This window comes from Sulfitobacter sp. SH22 (genome assembly GCF_965641905.1).
Lineage (GTDB): Bacteria > Pseudomonadota > Alphaproteobacteria > Rhodobacterales > Rhodobacteraceae > Sulfitobacter.
The window spans coordinates 478,718-494,492 of record NZ_OZ282573.1 but is presented as its reverse complement, the minus strand read 5'-3'; the positions used below and the strand labels follow the sequence as shown (position 1 = coordinate 494,492).

Sequence of the window (15,775 nt, the reverse complement as noted above, 5' to 3'; positions counted from 1 at the left end):
CGGCTACCTTCGTGTAGTCTTTGTAAGTAAACAGTGAAAACTGGTTGGGGCTCATGTCTCATCTATCTTCGCAAGAGGATCAAATCTATGAATTGTTGCGCCCGCACGTCCAAATCTGGAGACTAAATGGAAAAAGATCAAATAGACAAACTGAGGAACCGTATTTGGATCACTGAACGTTGCCATATGAACGCTGAGATCCGAAACAGATATTTGGAATATTACTTTCACATTACCCTAGCTTTATTTGCATTATCATCTATTTTTATTGCGCTATTCCAGAATGAAACCAATGTTTCCAGCTTCGAAAACATATTAACTTTTACAACTATCTGCACCCTTTCAATATCGCTTCTAATATTCGGATTCAGCTTTGGAGAAGTTGCCGCTCAACATCGCTCATGCTACCTCGACTTGCAAAGGCTCCGCATTGAAGATTCAGGCACGGAGGGCAGCCTTAATGCTAGATATATCAACACATTGAGTTATTACCCAAATCACTCCACATCAGGGCTTTGTTGCACAAATCGGGTGAAGGACGTTTTTCCCCTTCCCCCAGACGGACTTAGCTTACAGGCTCAGTGATGGGTATGCCAAGAGCGGTGTAGCGGTTGAGGACGGCGATACGGACTTGGATTTCCGCGACCTGCCTTTCGAAGTCCCTGGCCATTAGCGATTGGCCGAGTAGTTTTATACAATGCATCTTCGTTTCGACGCGGCTTCGGCGATGGTATCCACTCCAGCGTCGCCACAGAGTGCGACCCAAGTATCGCTGCGCACTGACCGCGTCATTTCGGGCAATAGCTCCGGCGCTCGTCGGTTTCCAGGGCTTGGCATTCTTGCGTGGCGGGATCACTGCATGGGCCTCTCTGGCGGCAATCGCCTCGTGGCATTTACGCGTGTCATACGCCCCATCTGCGGTGACGCTGCCGATGTCTTGATCGGGCGGGATTTGGTTCAGAAGTTCGGGCAGAATGGGAGCGTCTCCGACGTTGCTGCTGGTGACCTCAACCGTCCGAACCTCCAGTGTTTCCTCATCGATTCCAATATGAATCTTGCGCCAGATGCGTCGTTTGGAGACACCATGCTTACGGGCATTCCATTCGCCCTCTCCTTCGGCTTTGATACCGGTGCTGTCGATGAGCAGGTTCAGCGGTCCTTTGGACCCGCGATACGGCAAGCTCACGTTCAGTGTTTTCTGACGTCGACATAAGGTGCTGAAATCCGGCGCGGCCCAATCCAGCCCGACCAGTCGCAGCAGGCTCTGGACGAACCCAGTTGTCTGTCGAAGCGGCAGGCCAAACAGGACTTTCAGCGTCAAGCAGGTCTGAATGGCGGCGTCACTGAATTGTTGCTGCCGACCGCGCTTGCCGCTTGGCGGCGGCGTCCAAACCATCTCTGGATCAAACCAGATCGACAACGATCCACGTTGCTTCAAGCTGTCATTGTAGGATGACCAATTCGTGGTCTTATATTTGGTAGGGGTCCAACTGCTCATGCCTTCCAGTTATCACGCTGGATTCATACAGTGAATCCCATCCGAGGATTTGTGCAACAAAGCCCCACATCAGACTACTTATCTATTGCAGTTTCAAGTATATTTAGCCGAAAACAAAACCTTACAGACCCCAATGGAAATAATATTGAATTTTCCATTTTTTTTCGTATTAAATATGCTACCTCATGGATTACATCACGCCTTTTTGCATCCGCCTTCGCTCTGACGCCAGTAGCTTTAGCCACGTTTTCATTGATGCATTAACCTGTTAATAGCTAAATTATGAAAGCGGACAATGAACATTACTTCTCAAAATATTTTTGAAAGTCATTTCTCAAGAGAGATGCTGCTTGAACTAATAGACACCCATTTGAACACTAGCAGCGCACGGGGTGTTGATGGAACAAATTATGATCGGTTTTACGAAAATCGAGAAAGTGAAGTAGCCCTTATCTCGATCCGAGCGTTGAGTGGACAGTATAAATTCTCACCTTTTCGGCAGAAACTGATAATAAAAAATGCTGAAAGCCCGCCACGTCAGGTCTCCATTCCAACTATAAGGGATAAGTTAACACTACGCGCACTCAACAATTTTCTGGCAGAGTGCTTTAATGGCGCTCGCCCTCAACACTCACATCAAGTAATTTCTTCAGCTATCAAGTCTGCCCAGACTTCAATAGCAACCGACAAATTTGTAAAGCTTGATATACAGTCATTTTACGATAAAATTGACCATAAAATATTGATGCAGAATATTCGAAACAGAGTTCGATCCGAAGCCCCGCTAATGCTGATTGAAGCTGCAATTAAAACGCCAACTGGTGCAGCAATAGCTGAGGCAAAGGTAAACAAAGTTGGAGTGCCTCAGGGCTTAAGTATCTCCAATATACTAGCGTCAATCTATTTGAAGAGCATAGATGAGAAATTTGGCAATATCCTTGGCTTAAGCTACCACCGTTACGTTGATGATATTCTTTGCATAACTTCAGAGATTGAAGCAGAGCACTTTGCTGCATTAATAGCTAAGGACTTGAAGCGAAAAAAGAAGTTAAATACCCACCCAATCGGCAGCGGAAAATCGGAGATCACCTCCGTTTTGGAAAGTATGGTGTATTTGGGATATGATTTTTGTGGGACAAAAATATCTGTCCGAAAAAGCACCGAAAAGAAATTGCTTAGCAGCCTAATGCGTATAATTGCCTCCGCCACGGAAGACAGCTTGGAGAGATCAATTTGGAGATTGAATCTTCGGGTATCTGGATGTCGACTGAATGAAAGTAATGTTGGTTGGATGTTTTACTTTTCTCAAATAAATGACAAGCAGCTACTTTCTCGAATTGACGCCCAAGTAAAAAAGGCGATCAATATTAAATTTGGGAGCTCGACTTATGATCGCTGCAAGAAACTGATAAAATCCTATCACGAAGTAAAATATAACCACAAACAGAGTAAGTACTTTCAGAACTTTGATATTTTTTCGCGAGAAGATATTGTTTCTTTGTTAAATCGCGTTTTTCCAGATAGATTTAGAAACTTGGACAGAAAATCAGACGCTGAGATTAGACGGATATTTAATCGCTTTGTTTCTCGTGAGGTGAGAGAGATGGAAAGAGACACTCTTGGAAGCTTTTCATAACGTATAGTATTAGAGAAATTATAAAACTAATATCTCTAATAATACTTTAAAGAATTGGGCTTCTGTGAAGATGCAATCGATTTCGGAGCTAGCGCTATATTAAAAGGCTATTCACACCTTATAACACCTCCTTGTTCATTCCATCAATCCCACTAAAACACTCAGGTACCCTTGACGATCCGGTAGACTGATCTTTCAGAAACCCCAAGCCGTTCGGCAGCTTCTCGTTTCCCTAGACCCTGAGCCAGCAATTCCAGAACACTCTCCTTCTGAATCATCGCCGTTGGCTTCCTTCCCTTGTACTTGCCCAGCGCCTTCGCCCTAGCGATGCCTTCAAGCTGCCTCTCCAGCATCATCTCCCGTTCGAATTGGGCCACAGACCCCAAAACGTTCAGCATCAGCTTTCCAGTTGCATTGGTTGAGTCTAAGCCAAGGGCCAGTATCCTAAGGCCAACACCCTTGCCCTCAAGCTCCTCAAGGATCTCCCCCAAATGTTTGATTGATCTGGCCAAACGATCCAGCTTTGTAACGACTAAGGTGTCCCCTTCACGGGTGTAGTCGACAGCAGCCCTAAGCTGCTCCCTGAGGCCCACAGAGCTGACTTGCTCCTCGTACACCCGATCACACGGGATGGCCTTCAGTGACTCTGTCTGAGCCTCTAGGGATGCGTTCTGCTCTAGTGTTGATGTGCGTGCGTATCCGATCATCATCGTGATGTTCTCCTTAACTGACAATAGGGTTTAAGGAGTTGAGGCAGACCACCTGCCAAAAGCTAAAACCAACTCCATTGTCAGTACAAAGCGACACCATTGGGGCCTGACACATGGGCATGGTCTATTGGCAGACGTGAAGGCGCTGGGCGAAACCCATTATCAAAACGCCCTTCATTTGCGAAGGGCTGGGGGTCCAGCAATACCGACTTCAAAAACGGGGGCTATTGGTGTTGTTATTAATGTCGATTTTCACCGACTGCGTTTATGAGCTCCAGTCAAATCCATAGATGGCCCTGAGAGGCTTCGGGAGGGCCGCCAGACGGGTATGTCAGGCTTTGAGGTAAGGTTGCTAGGATTGGGCGTTGGAAAGCCCTCTATGAATCTCAATTTATTTAGTCAAAGCAACAACTTAAGGAGTTCACGCCGTCTTCGATTGCTCATTCCTCGGGCCCAAGGGAAGCCACTGGCCTACTAAGGTGCCTCAGTAAGATTCAATGCGTGGGTCGGGCTCCTGAAAAAATACACTCTATCAAAGTCGGAGCGAATTGGCCTTACGATTTCCGCATCTGCAAAATTTGTCGCGGAAGACGGCAAAAGGATCGTTGGGCGCTCCTTCGTTGGAAATATAGGCGGCACCATGCCCGAAACAATGACAAGCCAATGCTCATCGCACCGTCTGTAGCCCTTCAGCGCTTCGTGTTTCTTTTGGAGTATTGGGTTTAAATCTGCTTCCGTAAAGGGCTCGGTAATACCGCCCCGCGAGGCTGTAACGGCTGAAAAATTCTGTCCGTCATTGTAAAAGCCGATATTTTGCAAGAACTCAGGGATTTCAGGACACACGTGTGCATTCGGATAGTGCGCGACTTTATCCTCAATGCGTACGAGCATGACGCCTGATCGAGGCTCCATAGAGCGCGTTAACTCTTCGATTTTATCGACAATCACAGGAAGTGCCGCTTTAGATTTCTTAGGCACAACCGCTATTTCGTCATTGAACGCTAGGGTAACGATGACCGGAAGTGCGGGCCGCATTGCTTGCTCAAGAGCCTTGGCAAAGTCGTTCTGTGCTGCCTCGATCTGTTGTGCAGAAAATTTTCCTTCGGCAATTGGCCGCTGGGCGACTGTAATTTCAAGGCCTACAGTCTTGTTACCAATTCGCAATCGAAAGTCGGGGCGCTCCTCTGCCACAAGCCCGCTTTCGCAAGTCAAGATTTCATCATAATCAATCCTCTCAGACTGAGTGAACCAATGCAGCGCTGCCAGTTCATCCAATTTTTGTGGCGCGACCATTGCTAATTGTTCGAGAATTTCCATAAAATATCGTAGCAGGTAATCTTCTGTTTGCAAAAGTAATTTGGTTCCCAGCCAATGAGTTGTTCGCAGGCTTTTCCGCATAGTAGACTTCTTGACTAGCACCCACCAAGTCCTCCAGCTCGATTAGGGAGAAGTCTCAAAAGCGCTGGGCAGACCCAAGACAAAACCAACAATTCAGACGAAGGGCTGGGGGTCTGCCAAAATCGACTTCAAAAAGAGGGGTTATTGCTGTTGTTCTTGTCGCCGTTTCTCGTTGGCCAGCATTGAAAGACCTGAGTCGGCAAAGGTATGCCCACAAGGACTCTCTAAGGGGCCTTAGAGTGCGCTCTCATGTATCCATGGGGGTGTTGCAGGCTAACCCCTTTAACAGCTCTGTATGAATCGTGAAATGACGTTTTATCCGTCAAAGATCATCACTATCGCCCAGCGCCTTGGGCCTGTGGTTTCTGCTTTGGATCAGTCCATGGGAGGCAACTGATTATTCGGTCACATGAATGCAGACAGATAGACAATTCGTCTGAGGCCTCTGACCAAATACATGAACTTTCAAAAATTAGCGTTCATAGTTATGGCGTAATGTCCAAGGACCAACCTTCAGGGAACGTTGACGCTGTATTCAATCAGATTCCTAATCAAGGTATCAACCTAGGAACACCTAAGGGACGCCCTTCAACCAATAGCCAAAACGGGATGGCTGAGTCTGGGCTTGATACCGGCAATCTTCGCAAACGAGTCTGAGATTACCCTTGCCGCCGTTGCTGCATCGGTCCGCCTTACGATCAAGCAGTCATGCACAGGCAAGGCCGGAATAAGGTGATCCCTAGCAAGGGCAAGCATTGCATCGGAAATTATGTCTGACTCAACAGCCTGTAGCCGTATGGAACTTAGCTGACTGTCTTCTAGCTTCGTCAATATCGGGTGCTTGCCCAATACCGCATGCTTGATCTGGTTGAACTTGGTATTGTCATACTTGCCCCAGTCATCGCTTGGCACCTCTCCAAGGCCGATGATCAGATTGATTGTCTTCTTTACGTCATCCCTAGCCAATCCTTCGATTTGATAAAGGTCCAAGGTCAAGTCCAACGGCTCTTTTAGGAGGCCATAGATCAACGTTAGTTGGCATGCTGATATGTCGATTTCATAGACTGGTTCACCGTTGATGGTGATATCCTTTCTTAGATCGGAAGGCCAATTCAGGTAGCAATAACGCGGTCCGTAAAATCGCCCACCATAGTTCCAGTCGAAGTCGTACAGATTGCCATCGTTGTATATCCGATGGAGTAAGGGCGCTGGGCCGAAGTTAAACTGCCAAGCGGACAGAAATTCATTGATCTCATTTACGTCGGCTCTGAGTTGGCACAGCTTAGCCGTGTCGTCTGGATCAAGCACCTTACCGCTTTTCTCACCCTGAGACTTTTCGGCCTTCACAATGATCGGGGCAAATTGAGCCTGTGCAATCTTGTAGTGCTGACCCACAGTTGTTGGCGATATGCCGTATCCAGACATCATCTCCAGAAGGAGAGGCTTCGCCCTCAGTCTAGTTGCCCACATGAAGGAGGAGGTTTCGGGATGGTATCTTTCACTGTCAAAATCGCTGCTGCCCCTGAAGCCGTCAATCACCTCAATCAGTCCGAGGTCTGACCAAGCTGACTTGAGGGTTTCATAGTGACGGCTTTCGGCAACGGTATCCTTGAAGCCAGCCCGATTGCTGGGCCTAAAACAAAATCCATCGGCCTCTTCGTTAAGCGCTGCAACAAGCAGATCAGCGACGAGTGCAGACAATGTGCTTTTGAACCGTGCGAGAGCATCCTCTTTGAACTTCCTCTTCCTGATGCCCTCTGAGAACAGGTAGGTTTGGGTCTGGTTGCTCAAAGCACGCTCCAGCGCCATTGCTTCGTCAGAATGCGGAATCAGTTCTAGCTCAGCAAACTCTGCTTCACGCAGAACTTCAGGATCGATCTTCGGCTTTGCTTCAGCGCCCATGAGTTGTTGTCTCCGCTGTGTCTACAACCACAATCTTTTTCATGTGTTCAGAAAGGACCGCGACCGTGTAACCAGTACCGTAGCCCTCCCCGATCCCCTTGTTCGTCCAACCACCTATTGCATTGCGCAACTCTTGCGGGGTCTGGACCTCCTTCAGCCTGTCCTGAAGGCTATGCCTGAATGAATGGGTGCTCTTTCGGTCGCTATCTGCAATCCGGAGCGTTCGTAGCCACTTCGACAAAGAGTTGGAGGCATGGGTACTTTTGTTGGCCAAAGGCTTCTTCCCAAAGTCGATGTACCTAGGGAAGACATACCCGTCGGAAGCGTGCGCGACTGCCCTCTTCACTGCCCATAGGGATACCCCAACCAGAGGCACCTTCCGCTCTGACCCCTTCGTCTTAAGCCGTCTCGCCTCATTTGGGCGGATTGAAATGTAAGGATCGGGTGCGGCAAGGTGTATATCCTCTTCTCTAAGCCCGATGGCTTCTGCCAGCCTCAGTCCCGTGTCCGAAAGCAATCCGACCACCCATCTCATCTCATCATCCTTTTCCAGACAGGCTCTCTGGATCAGGCTGATCTCGTCTTTCGAAAAAGGAAGTCGGTCAACCTTATCGTCACCTTCGTTCGGAATATTGATGGCTTCGAATATCCGTCTGTCATCAAGTTCCCGCTCTCGGGACATTTGGCGAAAGACTGGCCGAATCGAATTAAGACGCCTCTTGATCGTGGCAGTCTTGTTTCCCTTCTTCGCCAGAAACTTTACAAAGTCGTTGGCGTTCTCTCTGGTGTAATGGTCAATTGAAAGATCACCAAACTCAGCAATGAATTCTGACACTACCCGTCGCCTGAGTGCACCCGCTCTTGAAGCAGGATCTTCACCCTTCAGTTCCTGAAACTCCTTGATCGCAGATGACAAAAATACAGGTTGCTTCTTCCCGTAAAACAAATCCGCTGCCAACCGATGCAGTGGGGGAAGATCATCAGCCCAACTTGCGGTGTTGCTTTCCGGCTCTCTTGCGTCTGCCTGATAGCGCAAATCGTCTAAAAACTTGTCCGGCTCAAGCCCAGCCTTATCGTATTCGACGTACTGACCTGCCTTAAGGCCAAAGGAACTCAGTAAGGCATTTGCTGCGCGGACCAAATCCGGTCCCTCAGCGACTGATCCATCTCGAAGTTTTGCCCAAAGTGCATCCTGCTCCAAGGCTTGCCGATGGGCTAGCTGGGCCGCTTTAGCCGCATCCTTCGTTTGTAGGGAAAAGATGAGGTAGCCGTTCTTCTTGGCTGGGTAGTGCTTAAGGATGTCATCGGGCAGTCGTCGCCTGAAATACCAAGGTCCACCCCCACTCTTCTGAAAGATGTACTTGGCCATAACGGTCAAGGCTCCAAATTCTAAGACTACAACGGACATGTGTGTTACCCTTTGTGTCACCTAGAAAGCAACCAAAAGACTTCTAACGCGTTGTAATATATGCGACTTTTGAAGATTTTCTGGTGCCCCCACACGGACTCGAACCGCGGACCTATTGATTACAAATCAATTGCTCTACCAGCTGAGCTATAGGGGCACTGGGCGTTCGTTTAGAAGATTGCTGAACGGGGCGCAAGAGGGGAAATTGCAGATATTTTGCAGTTTTACAGATCGGGCAAGAACGGGTATTGGCTTGGGTACACCATAGAAGTTGAGCTTAATATCCATGCAGTTGGTTTTGCACGCAGGTGCGCATTACACCGAAGAAGAACGTTTGCTGAAAAGTTTGCTGGCAAATGCCGAAACATTGTCCAAAAACGGAACATTTGTACCGGGGCCCAGCACCTATCGCGGCCTGTTTCGCGATACTTTGAATGCGATGTACAAGTCTTCTGTTGCCGAAGGCGCGCGGGATGTGTTGCTGGATGCGGTGTTGGAAGACACCGAAGCAAAGCGCGTGATTTTGTCGGATGCGAATTTTTTCCGCACCCCCGCAACCGCGATGGTCGAAGGCATGCTCTATCCGGCCGCACCGGTGCGGATGATGCGTATGGTTCAGCTGTTCCCGAATGATCAGATCGAGCTTTTCATAGGGATTCGCAATCCTGCGACCTTGCTGCCGATTTTGCATGGGGTGTCGTTAGATAATTCCGATGCGCATTTCTGGGGCAACAGGGACCCGGCGGATGTGCGGTGGTCGGAAACTTTGGAGCTGTTGCACGATTCGGCCCCTGAAATTGCCGTGACGGTCTGGTGTAACGAAGATGCGCCGCTGATCTGGGGCAAGATCATGCACGAAATGGCCGGCTTGCCCGAAGCGGCCAAGATGAAGAACGAATTCGACCTGCTTGAAACGATCATGACCACCGAAGGCATGAAACGGTTCCGGTCCTATATGGAGGCGCATCCAGAGATTTCGGGGGCTCAGGAGCAGCGGGTGATTTCCGCGTTTCTTGACAAGTTTGCCATGGAAGACGCGATCGAGGAAGAGTTGGACATGGTCGGCTGGACCGATGATCTGGTCGAAGAAATGACCGAGAACTATGATCAGGATGTGCTGCGCATCCAGCAGATCCCCGGCATCCGGATGATCCTGCCCTAGCCGCGGCGCGCAGGCTAACGGGGGCCAAAGGGTCGGGCTGCGGCTGCCCGGACTTCCATCGCCATCAAACGGGCCTTAGGCCGGCCTGTGCCGATCCCGCAGCGGCGCTATAGGCAGGTCTGTTAATATTTGTTAACCTATGGGCACTTCTGCGATCCTTATTTATTTTGGAAGAGATTAGCCGATGAGATTTGTAGCCCCACCCACCCGACATTTCATTTACGCGACGGCCCTTGCGGCGCTTTGCGGCCCTGCGCTGGCCTCGGACCACCGCGATTCACCTTTTACCCAGCAAAACCCGCAGGCCGATATTGGCGACACTTTCCTGTTTCAGGGCCCGCAAACCGGCGGGCTTGCCATGGTGATGACGCTTAATCCGCTGTCAGGTTCGGGGGCCGATGGCACCCTGCCCTCTGACAAGATCACATTGTCGCCGGACCTGATCTATATTTTCAACCTCGACACGGACGGCGATGCCAAGGCCGACATCGCCTATAAGATCAAGGTGGGCCAGCCGACCAATGGTCAACAGCAACCGGTTGAACTGCGCAGGGCCATCGGAGCCGAGGCACAGGACGCCAAATGGACCGGCACCGTGCATGGCAGCGGCCAGACCACGGCCCTGAACCAGGACCTCCAGGTGGTCAGTGGCAAGATGGATGAATTGCTGTTCGTCGGGCCGCGGCGTGATCCGTTCTTTTTCGATTTCCTGACCGTGGATGCCCCTGTCGCACTGGCCATCAAAGAGGCATTGGCCGGGGGTGACCATCTGCCCGCCGAAGGGTCATCCGAGCTGGCATTCGGGCGCACCGATATGACGCTGATCGTGCTTGAGGTGCCCGATCTGGGCAAAGACCCGTTGAATTACTGGGTGACGGTCGCGGACGGGACCGGCAATACGGTGGACCGCATGGGCCGCGCGGGCATTCAGGGCATCTATCTGGTGGATGCGCCAACGGGGTATAACCCTGAATATTACACCCCGCGCAATGCCGCGAAATATCCCACCATTGGCGATCTGAACAACGCCTATAATGCGTCCACGCCCGATCAGGACGGGGCCAATTACGGCGAACAATTTACCTACCGGTTCCAACAGCTTGAGGTCAGCCAAGACAAGCTGGCCGAAAAGGTCGCGTTTTACTTGCCCGATATGATCCAATGGGATCCGTCAGCGGCACCGGGCTATCCGAACGGGCGCAACCTGCGCGAAGATGCGATTTTCTGGACGCTTTATGACCTGAACCCGTTCATGGAGCCCGCCGACGGGGTCGAACTGCCCCATATCGGCACCCAACGGATGAGCGACCGCTTTCCCTATGTCGCACCTTCCATCAATCAGGCGTTCAAACCGGGCAACCAGATTGAACCGGTTTTCCCGATCTTCATGAAGTAAGCAACCGATAGGCTTGCAAGGTGCCTTTGCCCTTGGCCTCGATATCGCCGCCGCGCACGACCCTTTCGGGGGCTTTCAGCAGCGCGGCGGTATCGGCTGACAGAAATACCGTGTTCACATGGCACGCGCTGACCATGCGGGCGGCCGTGTTCACCGTGTCGCCCCAGATATCAAAGCTCAACCGCTTGGTCCCCACCACCCCGCTGGAAATGGGGCCTGTGTGAATCCCGATACGCACCCCCCAACCGGCGACTTCGTCCTTGGCGGTTTGATCGAGATTGTTTTGCACATAGGCCAAAATCGCCGTCGCGGCGGCACAGGTTGCGGCGACGTGGTCGATCTCGCCCGATCCGTTCAGATCACCGGCCACGGTCATATAGGCGTCACCGATGGTTTTAACCTTTTCGACACCATGCCGGGCCACGATATCATCAAACGCCCCGTAATAACGGTCTAGCATCCCCACCAGCGCGACAGGGTCCATCGATTCTGTTTTTTTGGTGAAATCCACAAAATCCGTGAACATCACTGTGGCAGACTGGATGTGGCGCGGGCGCACCTTTCCGCTGGCTTTCAGTTCTTCGGCGATGGTTTCGGGCATGATCGAACGGAGCAAATGCTCCGTCCGTTCTTTTTCAGCCTCAAGCGATGCATATAGCTGCTCGATCTGGTTCTTCTGGGCCTCGATATCCATGATCACACGGCGCTGGAAAGCCTGCGACCCATCCATCAGCTCCTCAAGCTCGGCGCGGTCCTTTTCCGACTTCGCAAGCCGCTTTTCCAACCGCCGCAGCAGTTTTTCAGGGTCGGAACCCTTTCGGTGTTGGACATCGGACGTCATGCACGAAGATCAGGTCGAAGGCGCGGTACCCAACAGCACCGCGAGAAATGCGTTGGTATGTTGGAGCGCCCTGCCCTGATTGCCCGCTGGACCGATTTCGCCGTAGGTATAGAAACCTGCGGTCGGAAAGGCCCCGCCGATGATGGTTTCAAAGCTTTCGTATTCTTCCTTGGTCCGCGTTCCCAATGCAGCACGGCGGCCCGCACAAGAGAAAAACAGCGCGGCGTCCGGCTTTTGTTTGGGGAACCCCTTGAAAGCGCTTTCCACAGCGGTCCGGGCGGCCGCGACAATCTCGTCGCGCGATGCCGTCGCAAGCTGCACATCCTTGTCGACCGCGACAGGGTTCACAAAGGTGACCGCACCGCTTGCCTCGTCAAAGGCCTGAGGCGACGACAACAGGAAATCATCCCGCTCGTCGCTGTACACCGCCAAGGGAAAGTGCACCGATTGCGCCTGCACATATTCCTTGTACAGGTTGATCGCGGGCTTGCCGTCGATCTCGTAGATTGTCGATCCTTCAGCCTTGGTCACCTTGTGAGGATTGCCAAGCGCCACATAGCCCGTTGCCACACCACAAGAATACACCAGCGGGCCGGACATGATCAGCACAGCCACTGAATCTGACGCGACATCGGTATTGCAAAACTGCTTGGTCCCCTGAAAGCGCATCTGGTCGCCCGATGCCCCGCCAACAATCGGGAAATCTTCGCCCAAGGCCGCGCGCAACCCGCCAACGATTTCGCTGATGTCAGGGCCGATGCCTTCGGGCATTGCCACGCAAAGCGCGGGCTTTTTATCGGTCTTTGAAAGGGCATCTGCCACGGCGGTTGCCGTTGCTTTTTTCGGGTCAGCCGATGCGCCATGGCCAATGCCAACGGTGAAATCGACCTCGTCAGACCCGAACAGGGTGATGACAACGCTGTCTTCCAAAAACCCGTCAGGGCCGGCAACCTCGCCATCGGTGGTACATCCAGCCAGCTCCACCCCGGGCAGCGCTTTTGCGAAGGCTTTGACCAGCACGTCGGCGTCGACGTCGATGCCGATAAATGCAAGCCCGGCCTTGGGCTGAACCCCGTCCATACCCGCCAATGCGATCTCGAGCGCCTCTTCGACAGCGTCGATCGTATCGACTTCCTCACTTGCACCAGTTGCAATCTTTAACATGTTCCCACTCTCCCCAGTTGAACTGTACTGATCTGTTTACCCTAGCTAATGCTACCCCATAGCCGTTAATCTGCCTCATGATGTGCCGGATGTTCGGCCCTGTGGAAACCCTTAATCGTTTCTTCGGGCCAACCCTTCCATGGCTTGGCAATCAATGCACCCCCAACGGTGCACCGGACACCCCTTGGTTTCATGCCGCAAACCTCGTTATTCAGCCCCCCGCCCATGGTTGCAGGTTGTTTTTGGCCACGATCAATTTTGTCTGCTCAAGCGCCGTTTCTTTGAGCGCTTCAAGCACCATGGGCAGCCAATTGCCTTTTTCCGTGGCCGTGACCCAAGGGTCCTGGGTTGTGGACACCAGAAAGTTGATCCCCGACCCGTTCGTGGGGGCCAGCGACAGCCGCGCGCCAAAGGCATCGACAAACTCCTGCCCGTAATCCCCGACCTCGAAGCTGGAGGAGGTGACGAACATCGGCTGGCTCGGCACCTCGCCCCCGTTATAGGCCCCGATGCTGAGCGCCTGAAACATCGCGGTGTTGAAATCATTGGCCAGTGCCACATCGGTGTTCCAGCCGTCCGCAGTGCGGAAATTCAACGCATAGGTGACGATGTTCTGATCCGACCCCATCTCGCGGAACAGTGTTTGAGCATCGGGATTGTCGGCAAAATAGGCCAGCAGATCGTCATTTTCACGCGGCACGATTTCATCGCGGATCAGGGCAAGCTGGGCGGCGATTTCGGCCTTGGACTTGCCTTGCTTTTCGGCGGGCAGACGTTGGAACGGCACCACCTTGAAACATTCATCTTCGCCCGCGACGGCCATCAACTGCGCGTAGAAGCGTTTGGAATTAAAGATACATTTTCCCAGCAATTTGCCGTAGCCCGATTGATCGGGCCGGATGATCGCGTGCGACAGATACACACCCGCCGCCGCCGCGCCGGGTTTGGACCCCTCAATGCCATAGACCCCCACCGTGGGATCGACACCGCCGTGAAACACCACCGGCGCGGTAAAGGCGATCAGATCGCGCATCGCCCCGTTGCGATAGCACATGGCCCCCGCCGGATAGGGAATGAAACCCGCCTTGTGCGGATCAACGGTTTGCGTGTCGGCATGTTGCAACGCTTCGTATTGGCGCGTGACATAGTCGCTCATCACCAGTGCGGGGGTGTGTTCCAGCGCGCCTTGTTCGTTGCTGGGCCACGGATTGCGCGGTTTGCGCAGGATTGACGCGAAATACCCGCCCCATGCGCCATCCACGTGAATGGTGAACTCCATCCCTTTTTTGCGGTATTCCTCGCGCAGGGCCACGATATCGGCCAGCGGATCAACCGAGCTTTCCTCGGTCGTGCCAAGAACGGCGACCACCTCGAGCACGGGGCGGCGGTTTTGATAGCAGGTTTCGATCTGTTCGCGCAGATGATCCATCCGCATACGGCCATCCAGATCGACATGGGTGTTTTGAACGTGGTTCGCCCCCAAGCCCAACAGCGCCGCCCCTTTGGGCCACGAATAGTGCCGCGTGCTGGGGGCCATGATCACCGGCAGTTGGGTCACGTCCTTGAGATAGGTGCGGTGCATATCGGCCAGCCCGATGTTTTGCACCGAATATTTGTCCAACACGTCCTTGATGGTATCCGCCGAAATTCCGCAATCGGATTGCAGCCGGGGGGACAGGCCAATCACCTCGTCCACGCCAAGGTTCATCAGCGTCCAATTGTCCAGTTCGATCAGTTTGGCGCTGCCGCCTTGGACCAGCGTGACCGTCAAATCCTTGGCTGCGGCCATCGACGGTTCACGCTTGATCGCATTGGCCAGCGATACCGGCAGATAGGTCAGATTGCGCGCGGCCCACATGCTTTCTGCGTTGGCGACCGACCCGTCACAGGTGATATGGGCCCAAGGGACGATGGTGCCCGGCGGCACGGTCTCGGCTTCGGGAACGGTATAGCCCAACATCCGCGCCAAATCCTTGCCGACCTCGATTTCCAGCAAGGTGGTCACGGGCGACGCTTCGGCTGCGACGTTGTTTTGATTGTACAGCATCGCGGCGAAATAGCCGATGAAACCGGGCATCGTGCAATCCCAATACATATGCGACTGGTTGCGATAGCTCGACAGCGGAATTGAGCCGTGCAAGGCGTGCAACATGTGATCAAGCTGGGTTTCCAGCGCCTCGATGGTGGTTTTATAGTCGGCTGATGCTTTGATTTCGTCGGTCACATAGACCGGATCGCGAAACTGCTGGCCATATTCGCGCCGCGCGCCCGCATTGGCCGCGACCGCTTTGCCGACCATCTGCTGCATCACGGATTCATTTTCGCCCATCGGGCCAATGAACCAGCCTGCCAGGGACGGCGTCCCCGTTTCATTCAATAAATCCAAGCGGTTGTTCGTCTGCGCCTGCGCGTGAAGCGCAGATACGACTTTGGCGAAATGCGTTTTGCTATCATGCGTTGCCATAAAAGAAGGCCCCCTAATAATTAAGAATACAATAAAGGGCCGCGAAAACTGCGATGCCCTGCCGGGAAAAAAACCGGAAAAATCGTTACCTGTATTAATGGTATACTAACAAATTTTTTGGCCCTGCGGTCAAAAAAAATGACCGCAGGCTTTAAGGCTGTGCTCTGTTTAGGTAGGCCAAAGGCCTATCGAGGGG

General features: G+C 52.4%; 12 protein-coding genes and 1 tRNA gene. 4 read left to right on the top strand and 9 right to left on the bottom strand.

What is annotated here, in order from left to right; translation table 11 throughout:
• Nucleotides 1–126 precede the first annotated feature (126 nt).
• Nucleotides 127–585 (top strand): SLATT domain-containing protein, encoded by a 459-nt coding sequence (locus tag ACSQ13_RS04485; RefSeq protein WP_367268345.1) that lies wholly within the window; start codon nt 127–129, stop codon nt 583–585.
• Here the strand turns inward: ACSQ13_RS04485 and ACSQ13_RS04480 are convergent.
• A complete protein-coding gene (locus ACSQ13_RS04480) occupies nt 566–1,498 on the bottom strand; it encodes an IS5 family transposase (RefSeq protein ID WP_435988115.1) in 933 nt (310 codons plus the stop codon). The genes ACSQ13_RS04485 and ACSQ13_RS04480 overlap by 20 nt on opposite strands.
• Nucleotides 1,499–1,793: 295 nt before the next feature.
• Between ACSQ13_RS04480 and ACSQ13_RS04475 the strand changes: the two genes are divergently transcribed.
• Nucleotides 1,794–3,134: a reverse transcriptase domain-containing protein gene (locus ACSQ13_RS04475; protein ID WP_295512953.1), complete on the top strand. Its 1,341-nt coding sequence runs from the start codon at nt 1,794–1,796 to the stop codon at nt 3,132–3,134.
• Between the two features lie 161 nt (nt 3,135–3,295).
• Here the strand turns inward: ACSQ13_RS04475 and ACSQ13_RS04470 are convergent, their stop codons facing one another.
• From ACSQ13_RS04470 to ACSQ13_RS04450, 5 genes are all read right to left on the bottom strand, one after another.
• Nucleotides 3,296–3,844 carry a recombinase family protein gene (locus ACSQ13_RS04470; RefSeq protein ID WP_295512954.1) on the bottom strand — a complete coding sequence of 183 codons (549 nt, stop codon included), beginning with the start codon at nt 3,842–3,844 and terminating at the stop codon, nt 3,296–3,298.
• A gap of 474 nt (nt 3,845–4,318) precedes the next feature.
• Complete coding sequence (locus ACSQ13_RS04465) at nt 4,319–5,242, bottom strand: hypothetical protein (protein WP_295512955.1); 924 nt, start codon at nt 5,240–5,242, stop codon at nt 4,319–4,321.
• Nucleotides 5,243–5,830: 588 nt separating this feature from the next.
• Nucleotides 5,831–7,144: a hypothetical protein gene (locus ACSQ13_RS04460; protein WP_295512956.1), complete on the bottom strand. Its 1,314-nt coding sequence runs from the start codon at nt 7,142–7,144 to the stop codon at nt 5,831–5,833.
• Nucleotides 7,134–8,552: a DUF6538 domain-containing protein gene (locus ACSQ13_RS04455; protein WP_295512957.1), complete on the bottom strand. Its 1,419-nt coding sequence runs from the start codon at nt 8,550–8,552 to the stop codon at nt 7,134–7,136. The genes ACSQ13_RS04460 and ACSQ13_RS04455 overlap by 11 nt, the downstream gene beginning before the upstream one ends.
• A gap of 81 nt (nt 8,553–8,633) precedes the next feature.
• Nucleotides 8,634–8,709 (bottom strand) — tRNA-Thr (locus ACSQ13_RS04450).
• A gap of 129 nt (nt 8,710–8,838) precedes the next feature.
• Here ACSQ13_RS04450 and ACSQ13_RS04445 point away from each other — a divergent pair.
• The gene (locus ACSQ13_RS04445; RefSeq protein ID WP_176251140.1) at nt 8,839–9,714 is read left to right on the top strand and encodes a hypothetical protein; all 876 of its coding nucleotides are present in this window, start codon (nt 8,839–8,841) and stop codon (nt 9,712–9,714) included.
• Nucleotides 9,715–9,898: 184 nt separating this feature from the next.
• Entirely contained in the window at nt 9,899–11,110 is a 1,212-nt protein-coding gene (locus ACSQ13_RS04440) for a DUF4331 family protein (RefSeq protein WP_295512958.1), read from the top strand.
• On the opposite strand, the gene ACSQ13_RS04435 is transcribed toward ACSQ13_RS04440, so the two are convergent.
• The 3 genes from ACSQ13_RS04435 to ACSQ13_RS04425 form a co-directional block, all read right to left on the bottom strand.
• Complete coding sequence (locus tag ACSQ13_RS04435; protein WP_176251138.1) at nt 11,100–11,951, bottom strand: adenylate/guanylate cyclase domain-containing protein; 852 nt, start codon at nt 11,949–11,951, stop codon at nt 11,100–11,102. The genes ACSQ13_RS04440 and ACSQ13_RS04435 overlap by 11 nt on opposite strands.
• A gap of 9 nt (nt 11,952–11,960) precedes the next feature.
• Nucleotides 11,961–13,115: an FIST signal transduction protein gene (locus tag ACSQ13_RS04430; RefSeq protein WP_176251137.1), complete on the bottom strand. Its 1,155-nt coding sequence runs from the start codon at nt 13,113–13,115 to the stop codon at nt 11,961–11,963.
• Nucleotides 13,116–13,326: 211 nt separating this feature from the next.
• Nucleotides 13,327–15,579 carry a pyridoxal-dependent decarboxylase gene (locus ACSQ13_RS04425; RefSeq protein WP_176251136.1) on the bottom strand — a complete coding sequence of 751 codons (2,253 nt, stop codon included), beginning with the start codon at nt 15,577–15,579 and terminating at the stop codon, nt 13,327–13,329.
• Nucleotides 15,580–15,775: the final 196 nt, after the last annotated feature.

What these genes read in the sequence shown, in the direction of transcription:
- ACSQ13_RS04485 (WP_367268345.1), top strand. Translation starts at nt 127, where the DNA reads ATGGAAAAAGATCAAATAGACAAACTGAGGAACCGTATTTGGATCACT.
- ACSQ13_RS04455 (WP_295512957.1), bottom strand. Translation starts at nt 8,552, where the DNA reads ATGTCCGTTGTAGTCTTAGAATTTGGAGCCTTGACCGTTATGGCCAAG.
- ACSQ13_RS04465 (WP_295512955.1), bottom strand. Translation starts at nt 5,242, where the DNA reads ATGCGGAAAAGCCTGCGAACAACTCATTGGCTGGGAACCAAATTACTT.
- ACSQ13_RS04430 (WP_176251137.1), bottom strand. Translation starts at nt 13,115, where the DNA reads ATGTTAAAGATTGCAACTGGTGCAAGTGAGGAAGTCGATACGATCGAC.
- ACSQ13_RS04425 (WP_176251136.1), bottom strand. Translation starts at nt 15,579, where the DNA reads ATGGCAACGCATGATAGCAAAACGCATTTCGCCAAAGTCGTATCTGCG.
- ACSQ13_RS04440 (WP_295512958.1), top strand. Translation starts at nt 9,899, where the DNA reads ATGAGATTTGTAGCCCCACCCACCCGACATTTCATTTACGCGACGGCC.
- ACSQ13_RS04460 (WP_295512956.1), bottom strand. Translation starts at nt 7,144, where the DNA reads ATGGGCGCTGAAGCAAAGCCGAAGATCGATCCTGAAGTTCTGCGTGAA.
- ACSQ13_RS04475 (WP_295512953.1), top strand. Translation starts at nt 1,794, where the DNA reads ATGAACATTACTTCTCAAAATATTTTTGAAAGTCATTTCTCAAGAGAG.
- ACSQ13_RS04435 (WP_176251138.1), bottom strand. Translation starts at nt 11,951, where the DNA reads ATGACGTCCGATGTCCAACACCGAAAGGGTTCCGACCCTGAAAAACTG.
- ACSQ13_RS04445 (WP_176251140.1), top strand. Translation starts at nt 8,839, where the DNA reads ATGCAGTTGGTTTTGCACGCAGGTGCGCATTACACCGAAGAAGAACGT.
- ACSQ13_RS04480 (WP_435988115.1), bottom strand. Translation starts at nt 1,498, where the DNA reads ATGAGCAGTTGGACCCCTACCAAATATAAGACCACGAATTGGTCATCC.
- ACSQ13_RS04470 (WP_295512954.1), bottom strand. Translation starts at nt 3,844, where the DNA reads ATGATGATCGGATACGCACGCACATCAACACTAGAGCAGAACGCATCC.